Source organism: Streptomyces sp. NPDC040545 (genome assembly GCF_055595065.1).
In genome coordinates, this window is the sequence record NZ_JBVIWA010000007.1 from 212,276 (window position 1) to 238,158 (window position 25,883).

Annotated in this window: 26 protein-coding genes and 1 tRNA gene; 15 read left to right on the forward strand and 12 right to left on the reverse strand. The window is 70.3% G+C overall.

What is annotated here, in order from left to right; genetic code table 11:
* Positions 1-210: 210 nt before the first annotated feature.
* From nhaA to ACZ573_RS16855, 3 genes are all read left to right on the forward strand, one after another.
* Positions 211-1,644 carry a Na+/H+ antiporter NhaA gene (gene nhaA, locus ACZ573_RS16845; RefSeq protein WP_471304476.1) on the forward strand — a complete coding sequence of 478 codons (1,434 nt, stop codon included), beginning with the start codon at positions 211-213 and terminating at the stop codon, positions 1,642-1,644.
* Between the two features lie 64 nt (positions 1,645-1,708).
* On the forward strand, positions 1,709-2,167 hold the full coding sequence (locus ACZ573_RS16850) for a phage holin family protein (protein WP_471304479.1): 459 nt from the start codon (positions 1,709-1,711) through the stop codon (positions 2,165-2,167).
* A complete protein-coding gene (locus ACZ573_RS16855; RefSeq protein ID WP_471304482.1) occupies positions 2,164-3,123 on the forward strand; it encodes an alpha/beta fold hydrolase in 960 nt (319 codons plus the stop codon). Before ACZ573_RS16850 ends, ACZ573_RS16855 begins: the two co-directional genes overlap by 4 nt.
* Positions 3,124-3,528: 405 nt before the next feature.
* On the opposite strand, the gene ACZ573_RS16860 is transcribed toward ACZ573_RS16855, so the two are convergent.
* The 3 genes from ACZ573_RS16860 to nth all read right to left on the reverse strand — a co-directional run bounded on the left by ACZ573_RS16860 (position 3,529) and on the right by nth (position 6,470).
* Positions 3,529-4,731, reverse strand: a complete 1,203-nt coding sequence (locus ACZ573_RS16860) for a MarP family serine protease (RefSeq protein WP_471304484.1) — start codon at positions 4,729-4,731, stop codon at positions 3,529-3,531.
* Positions 4,732-4,744: 13 nt separating this feature from the next.
* Entirely contained in the window at positions 4,745-5,467 is a 723-nt protein-coding gene (locus ACZ573_RS16865; RefSeq protein ID WP_351147965.1) for an NUDIX hydrolase, read from the reverse strand.
* 154 nt (positions 5,468-5,621) lie between these two features.
* Positions 5,622-6,470 (reverse strand): endonuclease III, encoded by an 849-nt coding sequence (gene nth / locus ACZ573_RS16870; RefSeq protein WP_471304486.1) that lies wholly within the window; start codon positions 6,468-6,470, stop codon positions 5,622-5,624.
* A 269-nt stretch (positions 6,471-6,739) separates the two neighbouring features.
* On the opposite strand from nth, the gene ACZ573_RS16875 reads away from it, so the two are divergent.
* Both ACZ573_RS16875 and ACZ573_RS16880 read left to right on the forward strand, forming a co-directional pair.
* Positions 6,740-7,414, forward strand: coding sequence for a Crp/Fnr family transcriptional regulator (locus tag ACZ573_RS16875; protein ID WP_003981529.1), 675 nt, complete (start codon positions 6,740-6,742; stop codon positions 7,412-7,414).
* Between the two features lie 152 nt (positions 7,415-7,566).
* The gene (locus ACZ573_RS16880; RefSeq protein ID WP_471304489.1) at positions 7,567-8,373 is read left to right on the forward strand and encodes a nucleotidyltransferase domain-containing protein; all 807 of its coding nucleotides are present in this window, start codon (positions 7,567-7,569) and stop codon (positions 8,371-8,373) included.
* Between the two features lie 88 nt (positions 8,374-8,461).
* Here ACZ573_RS16880 and ACZ573_RS16885 read toward each other — a convergent pair whose 3' ends face one another.
* The 5 genes from ACZ573_RS16885 to ACZ573_RS16905 all read right to left on the reverse strand — a co-directional run bounded on the left by ACZ573_RS16885 (position 8,462) and on the right by ACZ573_RS16905 (position 11,340).
* On the reverse strand, positions 8,462-8,761 hold the full coding sequence (locus tag ACZ573_RS16885; protein ID WP_301368499.1) for a hypothetical protein: 300 nt from the start codon (positions 8,759-8,761) through the stop codon (positions 8,462-8,464).
* Positions 8,758-9,603, reverse strand: coding sequence for an MBL fold metallo-hydrolase (locus ACZ573_RS16890; protein WP_471304491.1), 846 nt, complete (start codon positions 9,601-9,603; stop codon positions 8,758-8,760). Before ACZ573_RS16890 ends, ACZ573_RS16885 begins: the two co-directional genes overlap by 4 nt.
* Entirely contained in the window at positions 9,600-10,526 is a 927-nt protein-coding gene (locus ACZ573_RS16895) for an NUDIX hydrolase (protein WP_471304493.1), read from the reverse strand. The genes ACZ573_RS16890 and ACZ573_RS16895 overlap by 4 nt, the downstream gene beginning before the upstream one ends.
* A gap of 185 nt (positions 10,527-10,711) precedes the next feature.
* On the reverse strand, positions 10,712-11,182 hold the full coding sequence (locus ACZ573_RS16900; protein ID WP_030726704.1) for a RidA family protein: 471 nt from the start codon (positions 11,180-11,182) through the stop codon (positions 10,712-10,714).
* Positions 11,179-11,340, reverse strand: a complete 162-nt coding sequence (locus tag ACZ573_RS16905; protein WP_007264966.1) for a DUF4177 domain-containing protein — start codon at positions 11,338-11,340, stop codon at positions 11,179-11,181. The genes ACZ573_RS16900 and ACZ573_RS16905 overlap by 4 nt, the downstream gene beginning before the upstream one ends.
* Before the next feature lie 266 nt (positions 11,341-11,606).
* Between ACZ573_RS16905 and bagA the strand changes: the two genes are divergently transcribed.
* Together bagA and bagB are read left to right on the forward strand one after the other, a co-directional pair.
* Positions 11,607-12,590 (forward strand): ATPase BagA, encoded by a 984-nt coding sequence (gene bagA / locus ACZ573_RS16910; RefSeq protein ID WP_373038038.1) that lies wholly within the window; start codon positions 11,607-11,609, stop codon positions 12,588-12,590.
* Positions 12,587-13,936: an ATPase BagB gene (gene bagB, locus ACZ573_RS16915; RefSeq protein WP_471304496.1), complete on the forward strand. Its 1,350-nt coding sequence runs from the start codon at positions 12,587-12,589 to the stop codon at positions 13,934-13,936. Before bagA ends, bagB begins: the two co-directional genes overlap by 4 nt.
* A gap of 29 nt (positions 13,937-13,965) precedes the next feature.
* On the opposite strand, the gene ACZ573_RS16920 is transcribed toward bagB, so the two are convergent.
* Positions 13,966-14,316 (reverse strand): WhiB family transcriptional regulator, encoded by a 351-nt coding sequence (locus ACZ573_RS16920; RefSeq protein WP_181382488.1) that lies wholly within the window; start codon positions 14,314-14,316, stop codon positions 13,966-13,968.
* Between the two features lie 385 nt (positions 14,317-14,701).
* Here ACZ573_RS16920 and ACZ573_RS16925 point away from each other — a divergent pair, with 385 nt between their 5' ends.
* Positions 14,702-17,011: a transglycosylase domain-containing protein gene (locus tag ACZ573_RS16925; protein WP_471304497.1), complete on the forward strand. Its 2,310-nt coding sequence runs from the start codon at positions 14,702-14,704 to the stop codon at positions 17,009-17,011.
* A 107-nt stretch (positions 17,012-17,118) separates the two neighbouring features.
* On the opposite strand, the gene ACZ573_RS16930 is transcribed toward ACZ573_RS16925, so the two are convergent.
* Positions 17,119-17,580, reverse strand: coding sequence for a GatB/YqeY domain-containing protein (locus tag ACZ573_RS16930; protein WP_150258528.1), 462 nt, complete (start codon positions 17,578-17,580; stop codon positions 17,119-17,121).
* 68 nt (positions 17,581-17,648) lie between these two features.
* On the opposite strand from ACZ573_RS16930, the gene ACZ573_RS16935 reads away from it, so the two are divergent.
* The 3 genes from ACZ573_RS16935 (at position 17,649) to ACZ573_RS16945 (ending at position 19,076) form a co-directional block, all read left to right on the forward strand.
* Positions 17,649-18,587: a metallophosphoesterase gene (locus ACZ573_RS16935; RefSeq protein ID WP_471304500.1), complete on the forward strand. Its 939-nt coding sequence runs from the start codon at positions 17,649-17,651 to the stop codon at positions 18,585-18,587.
* 12 nt (positions 18,588-18,599) lie between these two features.
* Positions 18,600-18,743, forward strand: a complete 144-nt coding sequence (locus ACZ573_RS16940) for a hypothetical protein (RefSeq protein WP_471304505.1) — start codon at positions 18,600-18,602, stop codon at positions 18,741-18,743.
* A gap of 259 nt (positions 18,744-19,002) precedes the next feature.
* Positions 19,003-19,076, forward strand: a tRNA-Pro gene (locus tag ACZ573_RS16945).
* A gap of 122 nt (positions 19,077-19,198) precedes the next feature.
* On the opposite strand, the gene ACZ573_RS16950 is transcribed toward ACZ573_RS16945, so the two are convergent.
* Positions 19,199-20,083: a hypothetical protein gene (locus tag ACZ573_RS16950; RefSeq protein WP_471304508.1), complete on the reverse strand. Its 885-nt coding sequence runs from the start codon at positions 20,081-20,083 to the stop codon at positions 19,199-19,201.
* A gap of 232 nt (positions 20,084-20,315) precedes the next feature.
* On the opposite strand from ACZ573_RS16950, the gene ACZ573_RS16955 reads away from it, so the two are divergent.
* The gene (locus ACZ573_RS16955) at positions 20,316-21,950 is read left to right on the forward strand and encodes a PE-PGRS family protein (RefSeq protein ID WP_471304511.1); all 1,635 of its coding nucleotides are present in this window, start codon (positions 20,316-20,318) and stop codon (positions 21,948-21,950) included.
* Here ACZ573_RS16955 and ACZ573_RS16960 read toward each other — a convergent pair.
* Positions 21,880-22,719 carry a PE-PGRS family protein gene (locus ACZ573_RS16960; RefSeq protein WP_471304513.1) on the reverse strand — a complete coding sequence of 280 codons (840 nt, stop codon included), beginning with the start codon at positions 22,717-22,719 and terminating at the stop codon, positions 21,880-21,882. The two genes, ACZ573_RS16955 and ACZ573_RS16960, sit on opposite strands and share 71 nt — an antisense overlap.
* Positions 22,720-22,911: 192 nt before the next feature.
* On the opposite strand from ACZ573_RS16960, the gene ACZ573_RS16965 reads away from it, so the two are divergent.
* The 3 genes from ACZ573_RS16965 to ACZ573_RS16975 all read left to right on the forward strand — a co-directional run bounded on the left by ACZ573_RS16965 (position 22,912) and on the right by ACZ573_RS16975 (position 25,712).
* Complete coding sequence (locus tag ACZ573_RS16965; RefSeq protein WP_471304516.1) at positions 22,912-24,312, forward strand: MGMT family protein; 1,401 nt, start codon at positions 22,912-22,914, stop codon at positions 24,310-24,312.
* Between the two features lie 211 nt (positions 24,313-24,523).
* Entirely contained in the window at positions 24,524-25,006 is a 483-nt protein-coding gene (locus ACZ573_RS16970) for an NUDIX domain-containing protein (protein WP_471304519.1), read from the forward strand.
* 76 nt (positions 25,007-25,082) lie between these two features.
* Positions 25,083-25,712 carry a hypothetical protein gene (locus ACZ573_RS16975; protein ID WP_471304522.1) on the forward strand — a complete coding sequence of 210 codons (630 nt, stop codon included), beginning with the start codon at positions 25,083-25,085 and terminating at the stop codon, positions 25,710-25,712.
* Positions 25,713-25,883 lie beyond the last annotated feature (171 nt).

Below are 25,883 nucleotides of genomic sequence, written 5' to 3' on the forward strand. Positions count from 1 at the left end.
ACACACGGGACACACGGGGCACACCGAAAGGGGCATCCGGCGCGCCGCGCCGGGTGCCCCTTTCGCGCTTAAAGTGATGATCGCCGGATACGTCCTCGCGCACACCCTGTAAAATATTGAAAGCGTAAAAAGATCACAGGGTGCGCCGGGAAGTCTGGTCGGCAATGAGCTTCGTCATGCCGTCCAACCGCCCCCCGGAGGTGTCCCCTCGTGGCCGCGCCCAGCCCCACCGACCACAAGAGCCCCAAGCTGCTCGGCCGCCTCTCACTGCCCGAGCTCCGCTTCGTCGGCGATGCCCTGCGCGCCGAGACCGTCGGCGGCGTACTGCTGCTCGTGGCCGCGATCGCCGCCCTCCTGTGGGCGAACATCCCCCCCATCTCCGAGAGCTACGCCGAAGTCCGGTCCTTCCACATCGGCCCCGCCGCCCTCGGCCTGGACCTCTCGCTCCAGCACTGGGCGGCAGACGGACTCCTCGCCATCTTCTTCTTCGTCGCCGGCATCGAGCTCAAGCGCGAGCTCGTCGCGGGCGATCTGCGCGATGCCAGAGCGGCCGCCCTCCCGGTGATCGCCGCCCTGTGCGGCATGGCCGTACCCGCGGTGGTCTACGTACTCGTCAACATCGTGGGCAACGGCTCCACGGACGGCTGGGCCGTCCCGACCGCCACCGACATCGCCTTCGCGCTCGCCGTCCTCGCCGTCATCGGCACCTCGCTGCCGTCGGCCCTGCGCGCCTTCCTGCTGACCCTCGCGGTCGTCGACGACCTCTTCGCCATCCTGATCATCGCGGTGTTCTTCACCAGCGAGATCGACTTCCTCGCCCTCGGCGGCGCGTTCGCGGGCCTGGCCCTCTTCTGGTTCCTGCTCCGCCGGGGTGTCCACGGCTGGTACGTCTACGTTCCCCTCGCCCTGGTCATCTGGGGCCTGATGTACAACAGCGGCGTCCACGCCACCATCGCCGGCGTCGCCATGGGCCTGATGCTGCGCTGCACCCGCCAGGACGGCGAGCGGCAGTCACCCGGCGAGCACATCGAGCACCTGGTCCGGCCGATCTCGGCCGGTCTCGCCGTGCCCCTCTTCGCCCTCTTCTCCGCCGGCGTCTCCCTCTCCGACAAGGCCATCGCCCAGGTCTTCACCCGGCCCGAGACCCTCGGCGTGGTGCTCGGCCTCGTCATCGGCAAGACGGTGGGCATCTTCGGCGGCACCTGGCTGGCCGCCCGCTTCACCAAGGCCGAACTGAACGAGGACCTCGCCTGGCCCGACGTACTCGCCGTGGCCTCGCTCGCCGGCATCGGCTTCACCGTCTCCCTCCTGATCGGCGAACTCGCCTTCACCGACGACCCGGTCCTCACCGACGAGGTCAAGGCGGCCGTCCTGATCGGTTCCCTGATCGCCGCCGTGGTCGCGTCCGTCATGCTCAAGCTCCGCAACCGCACGTACCGGGCGCTCACCGAGGCCGAGGAGCGCGACGAGGACCACGACGGCATCCCGGACATCTACGAGGAGCACAACCCCGCGTACCACCTGCGGATGGCCAAGATCTACGAGGACCGGGCCGCGGAACACCGCCGCAAGGCCGAGAAGGAGTCCGCCACCTCGCTCCAAACCGCAGCCGGGTCCACCACCGACGGCGACCGTCCGGCATGATCTGACAGACGACGCATGACAGACAGCCGCGCCGACCGGCAGCAGACGACAGAGGGAGAGAGCGATGAGCGCAGTGGACCAAGAGGCGCAGGGAGCCGAGCTCACACTCGGCCAGCTGGTCGCCTCGGCCACCGCCGAGATGTCCGCGCTGGTGCACGACGAGATCGCCCTCGCCAAGGCGGAGATCCGCGAGGACGTCAAGCGCGTGGGCAGCGGATCCGCCTCCATCGCCGCCGCAGGAGTGTTCGCGGTCTTCTCCCTCCCGGTGCTGACCTTCGCCGCGGCGTACGGGATCCACAACCTCGGGCTCGGGCTCGCGTGGTCCTTCCTCATCGTCGGCGGCGCGTTCCTGCTGATCGCGGGCGTGCTCACGCTGATCGCCGTACGGAAGTTCAAGAAGATCAAGCCGCCGGAGAAGTCCATCGCCTCCGTCAAGCAGACCGCCGCGCTGGTCGGGATCGTCAAGCCGCACCCGCGGCCGGTGAGTGACAACGCTGTGGGTGTGGCACGCTCGTCCTCATGACAGCGCCCACGCCGGACTCCAGCGTTCCTCCCACGGCTGCCACGGCGGTGCGGCTCGACCTCCCCGGCGGGCAGGCGGTGACGCACCGGGACGTCGCCGCGAACGGCGCCCGCTTCCACGTCGCCGAGCTCGGTGACGGGCCGCTGGTGCTGCTGCTCCACGGCTTCCCGCAGTTCTGGTGGACCTGGCGGCACCAGATGACCGCGCTCGCCGACGCCGGGTACCGGGCGGTCGCGATGGACCTGCGCGGGGTGGGCGGCAGCGACCGCACCCCGCGCGGCTACGACCCCGTGAACCTGGCGCTCGACATCACGGGAGTCGTCCGGTCCCTCGGCGAGCCGGACGCCGCGCTCGTCGGGCACGACCTGGGCGGGTACCTCGCCTGGACGGCGGCCGTGATGCGGCCCAAGCTGGTGCGCCGGCTCGTGGTGTCCTCCATGCCGCATCCGCGCCGCTGGCGTTCGGCGATGCTGTCGGACTTCGGGCAGACCCGGGCGAGTTCACACATCTGGGGCTTCCAGCGGCCGTTCGTTCCCGAGCGGCAGCTCGTCGCCGACGGCGGGGCGCTCGTAGGGGAGCTGATCCGGGACTGGTCGGGGCCGCGGCCGCCCGAGGACGAGGATCTGGCCGTGTACCGGCGGGCCATGTGCATCCCGTCCACCGCGCACTGCTCGATCGAGCCGTACCGCTGGATGATGCGGTCGATGGCGCGGCCCGACGGGATCCAGTTCAACCGGCGGATGAAGCGTCCGGTGCGGGTGCCGACGCTGCATCTGCACGGTTCGCTCGACCCGGTGATGCGGACGCGCAGCGCGGCCGGTTCCGGGGAGTACGTCGAAGCTCCGTACCGGTGGCGGCTGTTCGACGGGCTCGGGCACTTCCCGCACGAGGAGGACCCGGTCGCCTTCTCCTCCGAGCTGGTGAACTGGCTCAAGGACCCCGAGCCGGACCGCTGAGGCGACGACCGGCCGTTCCGCCGCCGCACGGGCCGCGGAACGGACCGCTGAGCGGACCACGGAACAGACCGCGACCCCGGCGACCATCCCCTGACGGGGCGGGAGTTCGATCGTGCGCTTGTCTTACGAGCATTCAATTGCCTGGCGCATAGGCCAATTGGCCGCCCCTGACGGGATTACGGACCTTGGGCCCCGGGCAGAGCTCGGAGTATGAGCTGGACGCACGACTACGGTGACACCGCGCACGAACGCCGCTCGGCAGCTACGCCGGGCACCCACGAGAGGGCCGGCCGGCACGGCCACGACCCCCGCCTCGGGATTCCGCTCATCCTGCGCCGACGGGCCCGCTGGGTCTCCGCGCGCCTGCGCCATCCACGGACGTAGGGACCCGGCGGGAGCGGCGCCTCAGAGCGCGCAGCCCTGGCTGTCGACCCGGCGTACGGCGTCCTTGCCGACCCGGATGTCGTCGCGGATCTCGTCCAGCGTCAGCACGTAACCGGTGTTGGGGTCGTCGAGGGACTTCGCGAAGACGACTCCGTACACCCTGCCGTCGGGCGTCAGCAGCGGACCTCCGGAGTTGCCCTGGCGGACCGTCGCGTACAGCGAGTAGACGTCCCGCCGGACCGTACCCCGGTGGTAGATGTCCGGGCCGTTGGCGTTGATCCGCCCGCGGACACGGGCCGATCGGACGTCGTACCCGCCGTTCTCCGGGAAGCCGGCGACGATCGCGTCGTTGCCGCTCGCCGCGTCCTTCTCGGAGAACTCCAGCACCGGGGCCTTCAGCTTCGGCACGTCCAGGACGGCGATGTCGCGCGCCCAGTCGTAGAGCACGACCTTGGCGTCGTACAGCCTGCCCTCGCCGCCGATCTGCACGGTCGGCTCGCTGACCCCGCCGACGACATGCGCGTTGGTCATCACCTTGCCGGGCGCGAAGACGAAGCCCGTGCCCTCCAGCACCTTGCTGCAGCTGGGCGCGGTACCGACGACCTTCACGATCGAGCGCTTCGCCAGCTCTGCCGCGGGGCTGCTGGCGAGCGTCGGGTCGGGCGCCTTCACCTCGGTGATGGGCTCGTTGGAGAACGGGCTGAACACCTGTGGGAAGCCGTTGCGCGCGAGGGTGGAACTGAAGTCGGAGAACCAGGTGTTCGCCTGCTCCGGCAGCACCCGCGACACGCCGAGGAGGACCTTGGAGTTGCGGACCTCCTTGCCCAGCGTGGGGAGCGAGGTCCCGGCGAGCGCGGAACCGATCAGCCAGGCCACCAGCAGCATCGCGACCACGTTGACCAGGGCTCCGCCGGTCGCGTCGAGGGCGCGCGCCGGTGACCAGGTGATCTGGCGGCGGAGTTTGCTCCCGAGGTGGGTGGTCAGGGCCTGGCCGATCGAGGCACAGATGATGATCACGACCACGGAGATCACGACGACCGTGGTGGACACCTGGGTGCCGTTGTCCGTCACCCGGTCCCAGATCAGCGGGAGCAGGGACACGGCGATGAGACCACCGCCGAGGAAGCCGATCACCGACAGGATGCCGACGACGAACCCCTGGCGGTAGCCGACGATCGCGAACCATACGGCGGCGAGCAGCAACAGGATGTCCAGCACGTTCACGTGGGCCACCGTCTCATGCGCGCCAGTCGAGCGGGACCTGCCGTGAGCGGTCCCACGGACGCTCCCAGCCCGCGAAGTGCAGGATCCGGTCGATCACTCCGGCGGTGAAACCCCAGACCAGAGCCGATTCGACGGTGAATCCCGGCCCCAGGTGGCCGCTCGGATGAACGGTCATGACCCGATGTTCGGGATCCGTGAGATCGGCCACGGGAACCGTGAAGACCCGGGCCGTCTCGGCGAGGTCCACGGCTCCGACGGGGCTGGGGTCGCGCCACCAGCCGAGGACCGGGGTCACGACGAACTCGCTGACCGGGATGTAGAGGCGGGGCAGCACGCCGAAGAGCTGAACGCCGGAAGGATCCAGTCCGGTTTCTTCCTCGGCCTCGCGCAGCGCGGCGCGCAACGGGCCGGTGGTGTGCGGATCGCCGTCCTCAGGATCCAGCGCACCGCCGGGGAAGGACGGCTGGCCCGCGTGCGAACGCAGGGTGCCGGCGCGCTCCATCAGGAGCAGCTCGGGGCCACGGGCGCCCTCCCCGAAGAGGACGAGGACGGCGGACTGCCGCCCGCGGCCGTCCTCGGGCGGCAGGAACCGGCTCAGCTGCCCCGGCTGGACGGACCGGGCCGCCTCGACGACGGGGTCGAGCCAGCCGGGCAGGCCGTCGGTGGTGACGGCCGGGCCGCCGCCCTCGCGGGCTCCCACCGTGGTTCCGGTCTCGTCCCGTGTACCGCGCGTCATAGGCACCTCTGTCCGCGTCGTCCTGTCCAGCGCCGTCTCCCACACCACAAACGCGGTCCGGGTACCGAATCGTTCCTGACTCCCCCGGTCCACAGGCCTTCACACCCTCACGCGCCCGCGTCCCCGCCCCCGCCACGCCGCCTCCGGGCGCCCGCTACGGACCCGCCACTGCCCCGCCCAGCGGCGGTGCCGGGAGGCCCGGGTAGTCCGGGGGCGGGGTCAGCCGCTGGCCCGGCTGGCCGCCCTTCTCGTACTTGAGCAGCTTCTTCGCCTTCTCCGGGTCGGTCTCGCCCTCCCCGTACGCCGGGCAGAGCGGGGCGATCGGGCAGGCCCCGCAGGCGGGCTTGCGCGCGTGGCAGATCCGGCGGCCGTGGAAGACGACCCGGTGCGAGAGCATCGTCCACTCGCTCTTCGGGAAGATCGCGCAGATCTCCGCCTCGACCTTCTCCGGGTCCTCCTGCTCGGTCAGCTTCCAGCGGCGCACCAGGCGGCCGAAATGGGTGTCCACGGTGATCCCCGGGACACCGAACGCATTGCCGAGGACCACGTTCGCGGTCTTGCGGCCCACTCCGGGCAGCGTCACCAGGTCCTCGATCCGGCCCGGCACCTCCCCGCCGAAGTGGTCCCGCAGGGCCTGCGAGAGGCCGAGCAGGGACCTCGACTTGGCCCGGAAGAACCCGGTCGGCCGGATCAGCTCCTCCAGATCCTCGGGGACGGCCGCGGCCATGTCCTCCGGGGTCGGGTAGGCCGCGAAGAGGGCCGGGGTCGTCTGGTTCACCCTCAGGTCGGTGGTCTGCGCGGACAGCACCGTCGCGACGAGCAGCTCGAAGGGATTGCGGAAGTCGAGCTCCGGATGGGCGTACGGATAGATCTCGGCCAGCTCGCGGTTGATGCGCCGCGCCCTGCGCACCATGGCCAGGCGCGATTCCGGCTTGGCCGACTTCGGTTTCTTGGCCGAAACTTTGCCTTGAGGGGTGGCCGCGACCCTCGCGGGCGTCTTCACTGGGACATGTTCGCCCACGGCAGAATTTTGGGGCTCCGTCACTCCGGCGGACCCCTTGGCCTGTGCTCTCACCGGCTTATTGGACACCCGGCCAGCCTAAGGCCGACCGCTGACACCCGCCCGGACCTCAGGTAACACCACTCCGATTGGCCTCTCGCCGCACAGCACGCCCGTCCGTCCGGCATCCTTGTGATTGATCGCACTGTTTGAGCCGTCCGGCAAAATGGGGAGCACGGTCCCCTGAGCTGGTCGACATAGGAGAGAGACTCGTGGACGACGTTCTGCGGCGCGCCCCGCTCTTCGCGGCGCTCGATGACGAGCAGGCCGCGGAGCTCCGCGCCTCCATGGGCGAGGTGACCCTCGCACGCGGTGACGCCCTGTTCCACGAGGGCGACCCCGGCGACCGGCTGTATGTCGTGACCGAGGGCAAGGTGAAGCTCCACCGCACCTCCCCCGACGGCCGCGAGAACATGCTGGCCGTCCTCGGCCCCGGCGAGCTGATCGGCGAGCTGTCGCTCTTCGACCCGGGCCCGCGTACCGCCACCGCCACCGCGCTGACCGAGGTCAAGCTCCTCGGCCTCGGCCACGGTGACCTCCAGCCCTGGCTCAACGCCCGGCCCGAGGTCGCGACCGCGCTGCTGCGCGCCGTCGCCCGGCGCCTGCGCAAGACCAACGACCAGATGTCCGACCTGGTCTTCTCCGACGTTCCCGGCCGTGTGGCGCGGGCTCTCCTGGACCTGTCGCGCCGCTTCGGCGTGCAGTCGGAGGAGGGCATCCACGTGGTGCACGACCTCACGCAGGAGGAGCTGGCCCAGCTCGTCGGCGCCTCGCGCGAGACCGTGAACAAGGCCCTGGCCGACTTCGCGGGCCGCGGCTGGCTGCGCCTGGAGGCGCGTGCGGTCATCCTGCTCGACGTGGAGCGCCTCGCGAAGCGCTCCCGCTGACGCCGGCCACAGCCGTTCGAAGGGGTCCTGCCCGACCGGGCAAGGGCCCCTTCGTGTTTCCCCGGGCACGGCCAGCACCCGCGGAGCCCGGCCCGGCCGACGCACGGCGTCCGGTCCGCCGCCCGGGGCGGGCGGCCAGGCACAGTTGAGCCATGGAGCACAGAGGGCTGGACGCGTACGGGTACTTCGAGCGGGAGGGGTCCCTCGGGCGGGTGCAGAGCGGGTTCAAGGGCGTCGTGGCCGCCGCGCGGGCCCGGACCGCCGAGGCGTACGGCCGACGGCTGCACAGCGCGTACCTCTACGGGTCCGTGCCGCGCGGGACGGCCCGGCCCGGGCGGTCGGACCTGGACCTGCTGCTCGTCCTGCACCACGAGCCCTCCGGCGAGGACCGGGACACCGCCGAGGTGCTCGCCCGCGGCCTCGACGAGGACTTCCCCGAGGTCGACGGGGTCGGGATCCTGCTCCGGGACAAGGCCGCCGTGCTGAGCGAGGCGGAACGATTCGACCTGGGCTGGTTCCTCGCCTGCCTGTGCACCCCGCTGCTCGGCGCGGACCTGGCCGAGCACCTGCCGCGCTACCGGCCGGACGGCCTGCTCGCCCGCGAGACCAACGGCGACCTGGCCGACCTGCTGCCCGGGTGGCGGACGCGAGTACAGGAGGCGTCGACCCCGGAGGAGTACCGGAAGCTGAGCCGCTCCTTCTCCCGGCACCTGGTGCGCACCGCCTTCACGCTGGTCATGCCGCGGTGGGGCGGCTGGACCAGCGACCTCGGCGAGTCCGCGGAGATCTTCGGCATGTACTACCCGGAACGCGCGGCTCAGGTGGAGGCCGCGGCAGCCGTCGCACTGGATCCCGTCGCGGACCCGGAGGTGCTGCGCGGTTACGTCGAGGACCTCGGGCCGTGGCTGGCGGACGAGTACACGGCCCGGCACGGCACGAAGGCGCCGCGCCAGGGCTGAACGCCGGCTCAGGCGGCCCTGACGGCCCCTTCGGCGCCGGGCCGGCTCAGGTCCGGCTCAGGCGGCGCCGGGCCGGCTCAGGTCCGGCTCAGGCCTTCTCGGCCTCGGCGAGGGCGTCGACGGCCAGCTTGGCCTCCGCCAGGCCCGCGCCGGTGATCCGGCGGTACTCCTTGATCGCCGAGATCTGCCGGTCGGCCCTCAGATGGGCCCGTACCTCGTCCATCCCGGCCGGCTCCGGCTCCTCGATGCCGAAGTGGTCCAGCACCAGGGCCAGGCGGCGCTCCATGCGGTCCGCCTTGTTCTGGAGGCTCTGCACCCGGAGGGTCACCGTCGAGGTGATCCATCCGGCCGTCGCCACCAGCACGACCAGCAAGAACACGGTGTTCATTCGGGCCCTCCCGGGATCAGTCCGTGATCTTGAAGGTACTCCAGCTGCGCTCGGACGGACCATTCCGCGGCCGGCCACAGGGAGCGGTCCACGTCCGCGTAGACCTGGGCGACGACCGCCTCCGGGGTCAGGCAGCCGTTCTCGACGGCGGTCTCGACCTGGGCGAGCCGGTGCGCGCGGTGGGCCAGGTAGTACTCGACGGCCCCCTGCGCGTCCTCCAGGACCGGCCCGTGGCCCGGCAGGACGGTGTGCACCCCGTCGTCCACCGTGAGCGAGCGCAGGCGGCGCAGGGAGTCCAGGTAGTCGCCGAGGCGGCCGTCGGGGTGGGCGACGACGGTGGTGCCGCGGCCCAGGATGGTGTCGCCGGTCAGCACGGCCCGGTCGGCGGGCAGGTGGAAGCAGAGCGAGTCGCTGGTGTGGCCGGGGGTCGACACCACGCGCAGCTCCAGCCCGCCGGTCCGGATCACGTCCCCCGCGCCCAGGCCCTCGTCGCCGAGGCGCAGGGCCGGGTCCAGGGCGCGGACCTTCGTACGGGTGAGCTCGGCGAAGCGGCCCGCGCCCTCGGCGTGGTCCGGGTGGCCGTGGGTGAGCAGGGTGAGGGCGATCCGCTTGCCCGCCCGCTCGGCGGTGTCGATGACCGCCCGCAGGTGTATGTCGTCCAGCGGGCCGGGATCGATCACGACGGCGAGGTCGGATCCGGGCTCGGACACCAGCCAGGTGTTGGTGCCGTCGAGGGTCATCGCGGAGGCGTTGGGAGCCAGGACGTTCACCGCGCGGGCGGTCGCGGGCCCGGAGGTGACGACTCCGCGGGGCTGTCCGGGCAGTGCGGCGGCGTCGGTCATGCGGGGCCTCCGGGACCAGTGGGATCGGCGGGACCAGCGGGGCGGACGCGCTTGGTGAACTCGTCGTGCCCCGGCCAGCTGAGCACCAGCTCGCCGTCCTCCAGCGTGGCCTGGGCCAGCACCGGGGTGAGGTCCTGCCCGGCCGCGGCGGCGAGCGCGCCTGCGGCGCTCCCGTAAGGCTCCAGCGACCGCAGCGTGGAGATGGTCGGCGGCATCATCAGCAGCTCGCCCTTGTCGTATCCGGCGGCCGCGTCGGCCGGGCGGATCCACACGGTCCGGTCGGCCTCGGTGGAGGCGTTGCGGGTGCGCTGCCCCTCGGGGAGGGCGGCGACGAAGAACCAGGTGTCGTAACGGCGCGGCTCGAACTCGGGGGTGATCCAGCGGGCCCAAGCCCCGAGCAGGTCGGAACGCAGCCGCAGGCCGCGACGGTCGAGGAACTCCGCGAAGGACAGCTCCCGCGCCACGAGGGCCTGCCGGTCGGCCTCCCAGTCGTCTCCGGTGGTGTCACCGACGATCTCGTCCGGGGTCTGTCCGGCGAGCAGGACGCCCGCCTCCTCGAAGGTCTCCCGTACGGCGCCGCAGACGATGGCCTGGGCGGTCAGGGGGTCGGTCCCGAGCCGTGCCGCCCAGTCCTCCCGGGAAGGGCCCGCCCAGCCGACCTGGTGCTCCTCGTCGCGGGGATCGACCCCGCCGCCCGGATAGGCGTACGCGCCCCCGGCGAAGGCCATGGAGGCCCGCCTGCGCAGCATGTGCACGGCGGGGCCCTCGGGGGTGTCGCGCAGGAGCATCACGGTGGCGGCGCGCCGCGGCTCCACCGGGACGAGCGAGCCGTCCGCGAGCGCGCGGATGCGGTCGGGCCACTCCGGCGGGTACCACTGGCCTCCCGCGGGGGGCTGCTGCTGACCATGCTGACCATTCGGCATGGCCGGATGCTACGGCCATCCGGCCCGATGTTCGAGGGTCACCCGTCCCGGTCGCCGACACGGATGGCCGCACGGGTGGCCGGCAGCGGTGGCCGGCGCAGGCGAGCCGGCCCCGGAGGCACCACGCGGGACGGGCCGGGAACCGCGCGGTGCGCGGCCCGGCCCGTCCCGGCGGAAGCGAGAGGTCAGGCTCCGGCGACCAGTTCCACCTGGATCTCGACCTCGACCGGCGCGTCCAGCGGCAGGACCGCCACGCCGACCGCGCTGCGGGCGTGGACGCCCTTCTCGCCGAGGACCTCGCCCAGCAGCTCGCTCGCACCGTTCAGCACACCCGGCTGGGCCGTGAAGTCGGGGGCGGAGGCGATGAAGCCGACGACCTTCACGACACGCGCGATCTTGTCGAGGTCACCGACCACGGACTTGACGGCGGCCAGGGCGTTCAGCGCGCAGATCGCCGCCAGCTCCTTGGCCTGCTCCGCCGAGACCTCGGCGCCGACCTTGCCGGTGATCGGCATGCTGCCCTTGACCATCGGGAGCTGACCCGCGGTGAAGACGTACGAGCCCGACCGCACGGCGGGCTGGTACGCGGCCAGCGGCGGGACGACGCCCGGGAGCGTCAGGCCGAGCTCGGCCAGCTTCGCCTCTACAGCGCTCATGCCTTCTCCCGCTTGAGGTAGGCCACGAGCTGCTCGGGGTTGTTCGGGCCGGGCACGACCTGGACGAGCTCCCAGCCGTCCTCGCCCCAGGTGTCCAGGATCTGCTTGGTGGCGTGAACCAGCAGCGGGACCGTCGCATATTCGAACTTCTTGGTCATGGGAGCGAGGGTAGTGCCTGTCGTGCGGGGCGCATGCCGCCGCCGGAACCGACGGTCGGACACCTCACCCGGGCAGGCGCCGGACCGCTCCGGCACAGGGCCTCGCCACGGACCCGGGGACGGAACCCGGGCAGGGCCCCCGACCGGATCCGCCGGATCCGGACCGTGCCCCTCCGGCACCGACGTAACGGAGCTCACCCCCGAACACTCCGGCAGAACCACCCGGCACCACCGGAGTCGAACCCGAGGAATTAGGCTCGGACGCTGTGAGCAGGCTCCAGGTGGTCAGCGGCAAGGGCGGCACCGGCAAGACCACGGTCGCCGCAGCACTCGCGCTTGCCCTCGCACGCGAGGGCGGCCGGACTCTTCTGGTGGAGGTCGAAGGCAGGCAGGGGCTCGCGCAGCTCTTCGGCGCCGAGGCACTCCCCTACGAGGAACGGAAGATCGCCGTGGCGCCCGGCGGGGGCGGTGAGGTCTACGCGCTCGCCATCGACGCCGAACGGGCGCTGCTGGACTACCTCCAGATGTTCTACAAGCTCGGCTCGGCCGGCCGCGCGCTCAAGAAGCTCGGCGCCATCGACTTCGCGACGACCATCGCTCCTGGGCTGCGCGACGTGCTGCTGACCGGCAAGGCGTGCGAGGCGGTGCGGCGCAAGGACAGGACCGGCCGGTACGTCTACGACCACGTGATCATGGACGCGCCGCCGACCGGGCGGATCACCCGGTTCCTGAACGTCAACGACGAGGTGGCGGGCCTGGCCCGGTTCGGGCCGATCCACAACCAGGCCCAGGCCGTCATGAAGGTCCTCAAGTCCCCCGAGACCGCCGTGCACCTGGTCACCCTCCTGGAGGAGATGCCCGTCCAGGAGACCGCGGACGGCATCGAGGAACTGCGCCAGGCCGGACTGCCCGTCGGGCGGGTCGTCGTCAACATGGTCCGGCCGCACCACCTGGACGAGGACACCCTGCGCACCGCGGCCGGCGACCACCGCGCCGAGGTGGCGAAGTCGCTGTCCCGGGCGGGTCTCGGCGGCGCGCGGCGCGGCGGGCTGGCCGAGCGGCTGGTGGACCCGCTGCTCACCCAGGCGGCCGAGCACGCGAGCCGGGTGGAGCTGGAGCGCGCGCAGCGCGCCGTACTGGCGGGGCTGGACCTGCCGACGTACGAACTGCCCCTGCTCGGCGCGGGGATGGATCTGGCCGGGCTGTACGCGCTGGCCAAGGAATTGCGGAAGCAGTCGGTGGCCGAATGAGCGAGGGGGTGGACACCGTGGGCATGGACACTCCGCCGCGGCTGGCGGTCGACCGGCTGTTGGACGACCCGGAGACCCGGATCATCGTGTGCTGCGGGGCGGGCGGGGTCGGCAAGACCACCACGGCCGCGGCGCTCGGCGTGCGGGCCGCCGGGCGGGGGCGCAAGGCCGTCGTGCTCACCATCGACCCGGCGCGGCGGCTCGCGCAGTCGATGGGGATCGACTCGCTGGACAACACCCCGCGGAAGGTGGAGACCGTAGGGGCGGGGGACGGCGAACTGCACGCCATGATGCTGGACATGAAGCGGACCTTCGACGAGATCGTCGAGGCGCACGCGGACGGCGAGCGGGCCAAGGCCATCCTCGCCAACCCCTTCTACCAGTCGCTGTCGGCCGGCTTCGCGGGCACGCAGGAGTACATGGCGATGGAGAAGCTGGGGCAGCTGCGGGCCCGGGACGACTGGGACCTGATCATCGTCGACACTCCGCCGAGCCGGTCCGCGCTGGACTTCCTGGACGCGCCGAAGCGGCTCGGGTCCTTCCTGGACGGGAAGTTCATCCGGGTACTGATGGCTCCGGCGAAGGTGGGCGGCCGGGCCGGGATGAAGTTCCTGAATGTCGGCATGTCGATGATGACCGGCACCCTCAGCAAACTGATGGGGGCCTCGCTGCTGAAGGACGTCCAGACCTTCGTGGCCGCGATGGACACGATGTTCGGCGGCTTCCGCACGCGCGCGGACGCGACCTTCCGGCTGCTCCAGGCTCCCGGCACGGCCTTCCTGGTGGTCGCCGCGCCCGAGGCGGACGCCCTGCGCGAGGCGGCGTACTTCGTGGAACGGCTGGCCGCGGAGAGCATGCCGCTGGCCGGTCTGGTACTGAACCGGGTGCACGGCAGTGGCGCCGACCAGCTGTCCGCCGAGCGGGCGTTGGCCGCCGCAGAGAATCTTGAAGAAGGCGGCATTGTCGATCAGGAGTCCGGGAAGGCTGGACTTCGTGACTCGGGCGCGGAACCCAAGGGGACCGCGGAGACCGCCGGGTCCGCCGAGAGCGCGCAGACCGCACACAGCACACGGACCACCCGGACCGCGAACCCTCCCGAGACAGGCTCCCCCGGCACCGAAGGCGATACCGCGGTCGTCGACCGGATCACGGCAGGCCTGCTGCGCCTGCACGCCGAACGAATGCAGGTGATCGCGCGTGAGCAGCGCACACGCGATCGCTTCACCTCACTGCACCCCGAGGTGGCGGTGGCGGAGGTGGCCGCCCTGCCCGGCGATGTGCACGACCTCGCCGGGCTACGGGCCATCGGAGAACGACTCGCGGCCGGGGTACCGGCCGGAGCGTAGGCGTTCGTACGTCGTGGCGGCCGTGTGATCTACCCGGCTGCCGCGTATGTCTCGTACGCCACGTCGATCTCCGCGTCTGCATCCATGGTGAGGATGCCCGTACTGCGCTCGTACTCCGTACGTGCGGTTTCGAGCAGCCGTCGCCACGAGGTGACGGTGGGACGCCGGCGCAGCAGAGCACGCCGTTCCCGCTCGGTCATTCCGCCCCATACGCCGAACTCGACACGGTTGTCGAGCGCGTCGGCCAGGCACTCGGTCCGCACCGGACATCCGGTGCACACCGCCTTGGCCCTGTTCTGTGCCGCTCCTTGAACGAATAGTTCATCCGGATCGGTAGTGCGGCAGGCTGCCTGCGCACTCCAGTCGGTAACCCAGCCCATCCCGGCGCCGTCCTCTCCCGAATCGAGGCTCCCCCACGGCGGTAGCGGCATATTCACCGCTGCCAGTTGAGGACGTTACGGAAGGCGGGCACAGTGCAACACCCCCGACGGGCCCAATCTTGAATGGTCCGAACGGACTATGGGTAAGCGGCAGATCACCCGACGGAGTGATCCGGCGACATGCCCGACCATTGCGGCAATTCGGGTGTAATCGTCGGTTCTACTTCAGCAGGGGGGCAAGATTCGGACATGTGTCCACCCCATTCGGGAAGGGTGAAAATCAAGCCGAGGGGTTGATGTCGCACCACACTGCTGTGACAGTTGGGGTCAGCTTAGGCCAAGGCATTCGCGTGTGTCCGGCGAATGAGAACGTAGGCTGCCCCCTATGGGAAAGAAGCGCTCGGGCGGCGGGCTCACGGGGAGCCAGCAGGCCGCCAAGTTCCTCGGAGTGTCCGTCCTCTCCGGGGTTGTACTGGCCGGCATGGCGATTCCGGCCACAGGCGCCCTGGGCCTGGCGGCCAAGGGGACGGTCGAGGGATTCGACGAGATCCCGGCCAATCTCAAGACTCCGCCGCTGAGCCAGCGGACCACGATTCTGGACGCCGAAGGTGGCACGATCGCCACGGTCTATTCGCGCGACCGGCAGGTGGTCCCGCTCACGGCGATCTCCCCGTACATGCAGAAGGCGATCGTCGCCATCGAGGACTCGCGTTTCTACGAGCACGGTGCGGTCGACCTCAAGGGCATCCTGCGCGCGGTCAACCGCAACGCACAGGAAGGCGGCGCGGCACAGGGTGCCTCGACGCTCACCCAGCAGTACGTGAAGAACGTCTTCGTCGAAGAGGCCGGCGACGACGAGACCAAGGTGCGCGAGGCCCAGGAGAAGAGCCTCGGCCGCAAGATCCGCGAGCTGAAGTACTCGATCCAGGTCGAGGAGGAGCTCGGGAAGAAGAAGATCCTCGAGAACTACCTCAACATCACCTACTTCGGGCAGCAGGCGTACGGAATCGAATCCGCCGCCCAGCGCTACTTCAGCAAGCCCGCCAAGGACCTGACGCTGGAGGAGTCCGCCCTGCTCGCGGGCGTCGTCCAGTCGCCGAGCCGGTACGACCCGGTGAACGACGCGCAGGAGGCGACGAAGCGCCGCAACATCGTCCTGCAGCGGATGGCCGACACCAAGGACGTCTCGCAGGCCGAGGCCGACGCGGCGAAGGCCAAGCCGGTCACCCTCAAGGTGACCAAGCCGAAGAACGGCTGCATCACCGCCAAGAAGGGCGCGGGCTTCTTCTGCGACTACGTGCGCAACTCGTTCCTGACCGACCCGGCCTTCGGCAAGACGCGCGAGGACCGGGCGAAGGTCTGGAACCAGGGCGGCCTGACGGTACGCACCACCCTGGACCCGCAGTCGCAGGACGCGGCCAACGAGTCGATCCAGGACCACGTCTACCAGGAGGACTCGATCGCGACGGCTGTGACCATGGTCCAGCCGGGCACCGGCCGGGTGCTGGCGATGGGTCAGTCCAAGCCGTACGGCTTCGGGAAGAACGAGACCCAGATCAACTACTCCGTCGACAAGCGGATGGGCGGCTCGAACTTCGGCTTCCAGGTCGGCTCGACCTTCAAGCCGTTCATCGCGGCGGCCGCCATAGAGCGGGGCATGCCGGCAACCAAGGTGTACCAGGCGCCGAACAAGATCGACTACCCGACGCCGATCTCCAAGTGCGACGGCACGCAGTGGCTGAACCTGCCGATCGACGGCAAGATCCAGACGGCGAAGAACGAGACCGAGGACGAGATCGGGCCGTACGCGCTGCGGACGGCGATGGAGAAGTCCATCAACACGTACTTCGTCGAGATGATCGGCGAGATCGGCCTCTGCCCGGTGACGGAGATGACGCAGAAGCTCGGCGTGGTCCCGGCCGACGGCTCCAAGCTCCCCGAGGCCCCGTCGATCGCGCTGGGCTCCGCCGAGCTCTCCCCGCTGACGATGGCCAACGCGTACGCGACCTTCGCCAACCGCGGTGTCTACTGCACGCCCGTCGCCATCGAGTCGATCACCGACGCGCACGGCAAGGCGCTCGCCGTGCCGAAGTCCAAGTGCGACCGGGCGATGTCCACCGAGACGGCCGACACCATCAACACCCTGCTGCGCGGAGTGGTCGACTCCGGTACCGGTGAGCGCGCCGGACTGAGCGACCGCGACAGCGCCGGCAAGACCGGTACGACGGACTCCCGCTACAACGCCTGGTTCGTCGGCTACACGCCGAACGTCTCCGGCGCGGTGTGGGTCGGCTCGGGCGGCGCGAAGAAGATCACGATGGAGAACATCGTGATCGGCGGCAAGCCCTTCGAGAAGGTCTTCGGTGGCGGTCTGCCCGGCCCCATCTGGAAGGACGCGGTCAGCGGCGCGCTCTCCGGCCGCGAGTCGGGGAACTTCGTCACGGTCGGCATCCCCGAGCCGACCGTCCCCTCCGGCGGCCCTCGCGGCAACAAGCCGCCCACGACCCCGACCCGGCCCGGCAAGCCCGGCGGTGACGGCAAGCCGGGCGGCCGGCCCGGTGGTCAGAACGGCGGTCAGAACGGCGGGAACCACGGAGGTGCCACGGGCGCCACCGGCGACGTCGAGCCGCAGCCCCCGCTCCCCGGGATCTCGATCGACCCGAACACGGGCGGCGTGATCGGCGGCCGCGACTGACCGGTGGCGGTCAGCGGGTCGGCGGGTCGGCTATCGCCGCACGGCACGACATGCGAAAGGGGGAGGGCCCCGGCCGGGGCCCTCCCCCTTTTCTGCGCTTCGCGGTCCTACGAGAGCTGCTGCTTGACGACGGCGGCGACCCGCCCGCCCTCCGCCAGGCCGGCGACCTTCGGGTTCACGATCTTCATGACGGCACCCATGGCACGCGGCCCCTCGGCACCCGCGGCCTTGGCCTCCGCGACGGCCTGCGCCACGATCGCGACGAGCTCGTCGTCGCTGAGCTGCTTGGGCAGGTACGTGTCGAGGAACTCGCCCTCCGCGGTCTCGCGCGCGGCCTGCTCGGGACGGCCGCCCTGGGCGAAGGCCTCCGCGGCCTCGCGGCGCTTCTTCGCCTCCTTGGCGATCACCTTGAGGACTTCCTCGTCGGAGAGCACACGTGCCTCCTTGCCCGCGACCTCCTCCTTGGTGATGGCGGAGAGGGTCAGGCGCAGCGTGGACGAGTGGAGCTCGTCGCGCGCCCTGATGGCGGTCGTGAGGTCTTCCTGGAGCTTGGCCTTGAGCGTGGTCATGCAGGTGAGTCTGCCAGGTGCGGGGGCAGTGGCGCTCACCGGTTTTCCCGGTCTGAGACGATGGGGCCATGCGTGCGCGTTACGGAGTACCCCTGAAGGCGGCTGCCGGAATCGCTGCGGTGGGGGCCGCGGGTGTGGCCTATGCCGCCGGTTTCGAGGCGCGGTCCTTCCGCCTGCGCCGGGTCACGGTGCCTGTCCTTCCCCAGGGGATGCGCCCGCTGCGCGTGCTCCAGGTGTCCGACATCCACATGGTCGGCGGACAGCGCAAGAAGCGTGCCTGGCTGCAGTCCATGGCAGGGCTGCGCCCCGACTTCGTCGTCAACACCGGCGACAACCTCTCCGACACCGAGGGCATCCCCGAGCTGCTCGACGCGCTCGGCCCCCTGATGTCCTTCCCGGGTGTGTACGTCTTCGGGTCGAACGACTACTACGGGCCGCGGCTGCGCAACCCCGGGCGCTACCTGCTGGAGAAGGCGCAGGGCCGGCACGGGCTGAACGGCAACAAGCCGGTCGTCGGCGCCGTCCACAACCCGTGGGAGGAGATGCGGGACGCCTTCGACGCGGCCGGCTGGCTGAACCTCACCAACACCCGGGCGCGGCTGAAGCTGGACGGCCTGGAGCTGGCCTTCACCGGGCTCGACGACCCGCACATCAAGCGGGACCGCTACGCGAGCGTCGCGGGCGGCCCGGAGGCGGACGCGGACTTCTCGATGGCGGTGGTGCACGCCCCTTACCTGCGCGTGCTGGAGTCCTTCACGGCCGACCGGTACCCGCTGATCCTCGCGGGCCACACCCACGGCGGGCAGCTGTGCATCCCCTTCTACGGGGCGCTCGTCACCAACTGCGACCTGGACACGAAGCGGGTGAAGGGGCTCTCCACGCACGAGACGGAGGGCAATCGCGCGTACCTGCACGTCTCGGCCGGCTGCGGCACCAACCGGTTCACCCCGGTCCGCTTCGCGTGCCCGCCGGAGGCGACGCTCCTGACGCTGACCCCGAAGGGGTAATGCGCTGCCGGGATGACCACCCCGCCGCGCCTCGTCCCGGTGGTGTTCCGCGCCCTGGTCTGCGCCGCGGCCGTGGTGGGGCTGGTCATCGAGTGCGCGTACCCCCGCGCACCCTGCGCCCGCGCCACGCCGCCCTGTGGCTGGCCTACCCGCTGACGTACGTGACCTTCGCGCTGGTACACGTACCCCTTCATCGGCGCGGCCCGGTACGGCTACGCCCAGGCGACCCTGAACGCGCTGGTCCTGGGCGCGGCCTTCTACGCACTCGGCCTCGCCCTGGTCACGGCGGACCGCTTCCGCCAGACGCCGCCCCTGGCCCCGCGACCGCTCCGCGAAAACCGGATTTCGTCTCCGGCGAGAGGTCCGCTAAAGTAATCGATGTCGCCAGGGCAGCAAGCGCTGCAAAGGCGGCGATCGGGGTGTAGCGCAGCTTGGCAGCGCGCTTCGTTCGGGACGAAGAGGTCGTGGGTTCAAATCCCGCCACCCCGACTTCGTAAGACCAGGTCAGGGGCCTGATCCGCATCGCGGATCAGGCCCCTGTTTGGCGTTTGCACCTGTCTTGGGAGCCAACGGGGAGCCGACCTCCGGATCCGGCTCCCACGGGGAGCCGGTCAGGCAGCGGCGCCGCCTTCCGGGGTAGTAGTCGTGCGCGCACTCCTGTCGTCGAGGACGATCAACGCGGGGCCGTTCTCCTTCTCGGCCAGATGCGTCACGCGGTCGACTGCGAGAGCCGTCCTGCGGTAGACGGCTGCGGCGAGCGCCCACGTGGCCAGGTCCTGGCCGCCATCACCGGGCGACGTCGCGCCGCCCTCGTGTTCCCGGGTCACCTTCCACATCGTGGTGAGCACGGCGAGCAGGGACCTTCCCGACAGGGATGCCTCGACCCGGCCGCCATCCGCGTCGTCGATCCGCTCGGGGAGCCGGAAGTGGGTGTGCCCGCTGGTGTGCTCTGCGATGAAGTCCCACGTCTCCCGGTGGCAGATCAGCGTCGCGGAGGCGATCGCAGCAGCCGACAGGAGGCACTGCAGGTGGGCGCGCTGGTCATCCTGGTCGGCCTGAGCAGGGTCCTGGACCGGCTCCGCGACGGGCGTCAGGTGCGGCCCGGTTTCCGGCCTTCCTGCCGTGTTCCCATGACCGTGGGCATTGCGGACTTCTTCCAGCACGCGGGGTTCCTTCCCGTCGGATCGTTCGGTCAGCTCGGCCGGCTCTCCGAGTACCTCGGGCTCGGCTGGGTCCGACCCAGCGGGCGGCTGCACAACGGACTCGGTGGTGGCCGGGGCGCCGGCAACCAAGGGGCTCGCCACCTGGGGCGGCACCAGCGGCACCGCCTGGATGCCCTCTTCCAGCCGTCGGCTCAGGGCCTCCAGACCGCTCCGCGCCTCCGCCAGGTCGGTGAGCATCCGTTCCTGCCGCCGCCGGAGCTCGCGGTTCTCCTCACGCAGGCCCATCGTGCCTTGCGCCACTGCTTCGAGGACCTTCTGGCGTGTCTGGTCCACCGTCACGTAGAGCGCACTCAGGCCCGTAGCAGGGTCCTCAAGTGTGCGCCGTATGACGTCGAGTTGACTGAGTGCCTTGTCCGTCTCGGCCCTCCGCCGCATGCAACCCCCTCTTCACTGTCGGTGATGACTCGCTCATCTCTCCCCGACGCCGTGTCAGCTAATGCGATGATTTCCAGCCGAATCACGATTCCGCTTGTGCAGGGCTGACGCGGCCGGTACCACCGAGACCATGCACCGTTGGTCACCCCTCAACGATCGCCAGCTCGCCCTCCTGACCCGGATCGAGGAGGGCGTCGAGCCTGTCACGTCGGACACCCCCGAACTCGCCCTCACCGCCAGAGCCCTGAAGGAGCGGGGGCACATCGCCATGCCCAAGGAGGGCGGGAAGTGGCGGGCAGAGATCACCGAGATCGGGAGCTTCTACCTCCAGCACGGTCATCACCCCGACCGGCCTGACCCGGCACCACGGAAGACCCGCCCGGTGACGACGCCCGGACCCAAGAAGGCGGAGTCCGACCGCGTCGAGGAGAAAGCCGCTGCAGAGCAGAAACCCCCGGTACAGCGCATCGCCAGAACACCCCGTCCCTCTCCTGCCGACATCGGACGGGCTCTGATCACCGAGGTGCAGCAGGCCGGTCGCTTCCTCCGAGTCCCCAACCCGGACGAGGCCGCGCGGGCCCGCTACCGAAGGGCATTCGACGCGGCTCGCCAGTGTGCGCCTGCCGGGTACCACCTGAAGTACAGCGGGCGGACCAAGGGGGACTTCTTCCTGGGGCTGCTCCGGGTGACCGGCGAGGACGACACGGAGTGGAACCGGATCCGCCTGGCGCGCAGTCGTGTGATCACCGACGTGGACGATGTCGTCGCGGCCGTAACCGCGGACCACAGCGCTTTCGAAATCTCCGAGGGGGTCCTGCCCCGCGTTCTGTCCCTGCTCCGCCTCATCGCCGAGCAGGCACTCCCTCTCCACGGGGAGATCGCGGTGTCCAAGAAGCGCAGGCAGCCGAGGCCACTGCTCACGATCCATGGCCGGACGTACGAGATCACCTTCAAGGAACGGCAGAAGCAGGTCCGGTACGTACCCAAGCCAGCAGGCCGTCGCACGTACGACTGGCAGCGGGTCGTCCCGGCGCAGCGGTTCGAGCCGTCCGGGGAGCTGGTGATGGTCCTCGCCCAGCAACAGGGCTACCAGTACGGCTGGAAGAAGGAGTGGGCCGACACCGAGAAGAAGTCGCTTGAGGACCAAATCGGTTCGGTACTCCGGGCGCCGAGAACCCGGGCCGATGAGCAGGAACGGGCCCGGCTGGAGCGGGAGGCCGAACAGCGTCGGCAGCAGGACGAGCGGGAACGGCAAGCAGCTGAGAACCGCGGACTGGAGGCCGAGAGGCAGGAGCGCGCCCAGCGGGAGTGGGAGGCTGCGGTCGGCGTGGCTTCGATCAAGGCGGTGGACGCCGCTCGGGCTGAGCATTTCGGCACCGCGCTGGAACAGTGGCGAGCCGCGGGAGAGATCCGGACCTTCTGCAACGCGCTGGACGAGGCCGCCGCCCAGACGCAGGACCCCTTCGAGGCCGAGCGGATCCGGGAGTGGTCGGCCTGGGGCCGGACGGAGGCCGATCGCCTGGACCCCACCTTGAACGGGAAGGGGCTTGGCGTCCGGAACTTCCACGCGGAGCCGACTGGGGACGAGCTGAGGCCGTTCCTCGACGGCTGGCACCCGCACCGCCCGGAGAGGGTGAAGCCACCGGCGGAGCCCGCACCGCCCAAGCCGGAGCCCGAGCGGTGGCGGGACGGCTTCAGCGACGCACGTCGGGACCAAGGCTGGAGATATGGACCCCAAGGCCGCGCTCAATGGTGGAGGCGATGACTCCGTGTCCACGATCCCGGAGTGCCTTCACCGCTTGCTCGACCAGTTCGCCGAGGCGCAGTACCTCGGCGCGTAGGGCGACGAGCTCGTCGTAGCGATCGGCCTTCTCCTCCCCGCACCACTCCCGGACCATGCGCAGGGCGGCCGCTTCCGCGTCCAGCTTGCGGTCGTCCCGGCGGTGGTACGAGTGCCAGGAGGGCCGGGCGCGTTCCTCGTCCACGGCCTGCTGACGGCGGTCCACCTCCGGCAGGACCTCCTCGGCCAGCCGCTTGGCCACCTGCCGTGCGATCCGCTCGGCGACCGGCCAGCCGACCAGGCAGAGGCCGTTGCGGTCCTCGTGGACCATGCCGTCGCCGCGAAGGTCGGCGGGGTCCATGCCGACCAGTGGCGCCGTCTCGTCGAGGTGTCCGAGCTCCAGCACGCCCGCGTCCGCCACCGCCTTGCGCAGACGCAGCCGCCCCTTCGGGCGGACGAAGCCCAGGATCATCCGCGCCGCCTCGAACTCGGCGCTCCCCCGTACCTCCCTCGACGCCTCGGCCAGGGCGAGTTCCGCCGTGTCATCCGCACGGAAGGCGTCGACATCAGCCCAGAGCACGAGCAGACAGCCGGCGCTGACCCACTCCTGTAGTCCGGCCTCATCACCGTCCAGGAACCGCACGTGGATTCCTGACCTGCCGGAGGCGCCCACTCGGACGATCTCCACCTGGCGCAGGGCGCCGCCCAGTTCCTTCGGCTTGGCCCGATAAGCCCAGCACTCCCCGATCTCCATCCCTCCATTGAGTCAGGTCGACGGCATCGCCGGATGCCCATCAACAAGATCTCGACGGCGAGGTGAGTTCGGAGTCAGCCCCTCCCCGTCCGTGATCTAGCGGAAGCAACTGCCCCGGGGCGCGGCCCGCACGTAGGCTCGGGGCGGTCGGTGCGGGAGCGCCTGGCTGACGGACTGGGGCAGGGGGACAGCGTGGATCATCTCTTCACCGTCGAAGGGGCCTTGGCCGCACCAGTCGCACCAACCGCGCTCGCAGCGGAGGGGCTCCTCGAACGACAGCACCTCCAGGAGTGGGTGATCGCGCACCCGCAGGTCCTCGGAGAGTCGGTGCTGGTCATCACCGCCGAGTTCGACCGGTGGGCCGACACGGACGGGGTGCCGGCGCGGGACCGACTGGACGTCCTGGGCCTGGATGCCACGGGTCGCCTCGTGGTGGTCGAGCTGAAGCGGGGAACGGCCGACCGGGACGTACACCTCCAGGCGATCACCTACGCCGCCCTGGTGTCCCGGTTCGACCTCGGCACCCTGGCCCAGGCGCACCGTGACTTCCTGAAGGGCAGGGGCCAGAGCCTCGAACTCGACGAGTGCCGGCAGCGCCTCCTGGACCACGTGGACGGGGATTGGAGTCCAGAGCTGCTCCAGCGCCCCCGCCAAGTGATCATTGCGGCCGGCTTCCCCAAGCAGGTCACCCACACCGTTGTGTGGCTGTCGGAGATGAACCTCGACATCGACCTCATCGAGGTCGGCCTCTGGAAGGTCCAGGGGCAGCTCGTCCCCGGGTTCACCAAGGTCTATCCCACCCCGGAGGTCGAGGAGTTCACGCTCGCTCCGGCCCGTATCGAGGCCAAGGCCGCGGCCCAGAAACTGGAGGAACGCTCACGCGCCCGCAACGCCGTGCACGTCCTCGTCGACGCCGGACTGCTGCCCGACGGGGCCCGGCTGAGGCTCGTACCGAGGGACGGCGCACCGAAATCCGTCCGCGAGGACGTCCGGACCTGGGTGGATGAGGACGGCAGGCGCGCGAGCGTCACATGGAGCAACGACCCCGCCGCGCCGCTGACCTGGGACGCCGACGGCAAGTCGTACACGCCGACCGGGCTGGCCAACCATGTCTTCACCAGTGTGACCGGCCGCAAGGCCGACGGAATACAGGGCACGACCTGGTGGGACGTCGATACCGACCACGTCCCGGACACCGTCGAGCCCGGCGAGTGGTCAGCGCTGGCGGGCACCAGTCTCGCTGCCCTGGCCAAGCAGCTCAGCGATACCCGCAGGGACTGGTCGAGTCTGCACGCTCTCCTGGAAGCCATCCCGTCCGGGCGATGGACGACCTACGGGGACGTGGCGACTGTGATCGAGAGCCATGCCGTCCCGGTCGGCACTCACCTGGCAACCTGCGGCAAGTGCCCCAACGCCTGGCGGGTGCTCACCACGTCGGGGGCCGTTAGCTCCGGCTTCCAGTGGCCCGACCCGGCGCGCACAGAAACAGCCGCAGATGTCCTCGGCGCCGAGGGCATCCACTTCGAGGCGGGCGCCGCCTCTCGGGAAGCACGCCTGCCGCTGGACGACCTCCGGCGTCTCCTGCGCAACTGACGTGCTGCCGGGCGCGGCATGCGCCCTGTCCCGGCTACCGTGCGGCCGATCGAGCGCGCAGAAGCGTGTCTAGCGCACGCACCGGGGACCTCGGGCTCATCGACAGGCGGGGTCATCGGCTGGATACGCGGCACCAGAGGCCGGCCGTCCCATCCCGTGGCGGACCTGGCCCGAAGGCTCCACATCGTGGCGGGCGGCTAGAGTCGAATCCGTGAGCGAGAACGAGCATGAAGCGAAGATGGCCCACCCCCGCATGGCGGCTGGCGCTCTCTTCTTCGACGAAGCTGATCGAGTCCTGCTCGTCGAGCCGTCGTACAAGGACTATCGAGACATTCCCGGGGGGTACGTCGAACAGGGCGAGTCGCCCCGACAAGCCTGCGTGCGCGAGGTCCATGAGGAACTGGGCATCAAGCCCCACATCGGCCGCCTCCTCGTTGTCGACTGGGCGCCGAACCCGGGAGAGGGCGACAAGGTCCTCTACCTCTTCGACGGCGGCTGCCTCAACGCAGACGACCGCCAGCAGATTGCCCTGCAAGCGGACGAACTCCGCGGCTACGATTTCCACCGCGCCGAACAGGTACCAGAACTCACCATCCCTCGCCTCGCGCGCCGAATCGCCGCTGGCATCCAGGCCCGAACGAACGGCCGGACCGCCTACTTGGAGCACGGGAAGTCGCCCGAGACCGGGACGTGACCAGACCTGTGCTTCAGCGACCCCATCAGCCAAAGCTGGTAGCTCTCACTCAGCGGTTTCCGGAATGATGACGGGCATGATTCCAGCGTTCGACGTGGAGATTCGCCACGACTATGAATTGGCCAGCCTGCGCACTGACTTGACTGCCGAGAAGGTAGCCAGCGGTTTCACTGAGCACCACGGGTACGAGTGCCTCGGCCTGCCCAGTTGGCAGGACGTCGCGGAGTGTCTCAGCGGGGAGGCCGAGATCCTCGCGCAGGCTGCTCAGTCGAATGCGTCGGACGGCATCAAAGAAGTACTCGACGCGATCGACGACGAGGACGGGGTGGAGTTCGCCGAGCTCATGGCGACGTTTCACTGGAACGATGTCGGCGTCGCCGGCCTGAGCTTGGCCCTCGCTGCGGCTCGGGGAGCCACCTTCTACTCCTGCTCCAGCGGTCTCGTAGGCGCCCACCATGCCGAGTACCCGATGGTGGGCGTCGTGCCTGGCGTCGAGCGCGCGAGCCTGATCGCCGTGCTCGCGGAACGCGCGGCCTGCGGAATTGGACAGCAGGCAGGCCGCTGGTACATCTACGCCCAGTCGGTGAGTTGCATGCATGCCCTTGGGCAGTTGATTCTGGAGCAGCGGGACGTCTTCGATGCGCTTCCAGAGCCAAAGTGGGTAGACGGACTTGAGGAGCAGCTCAAGCGAATCGACGACTACTGATCGGATTCTGGACCTCGGGAGCGTGGTCCTGTCCCGGGCGAGGCTTCCAACGAGCTGAAAGAGCTGATAGCCGTCGCATGTGCAGATGACGCCCGGCATGGTGTGGCCGTTGGACGGACGCGGCCACACCAGCACTGTCGTCGGCATACTGTTCAACTCACCGAGATTCGC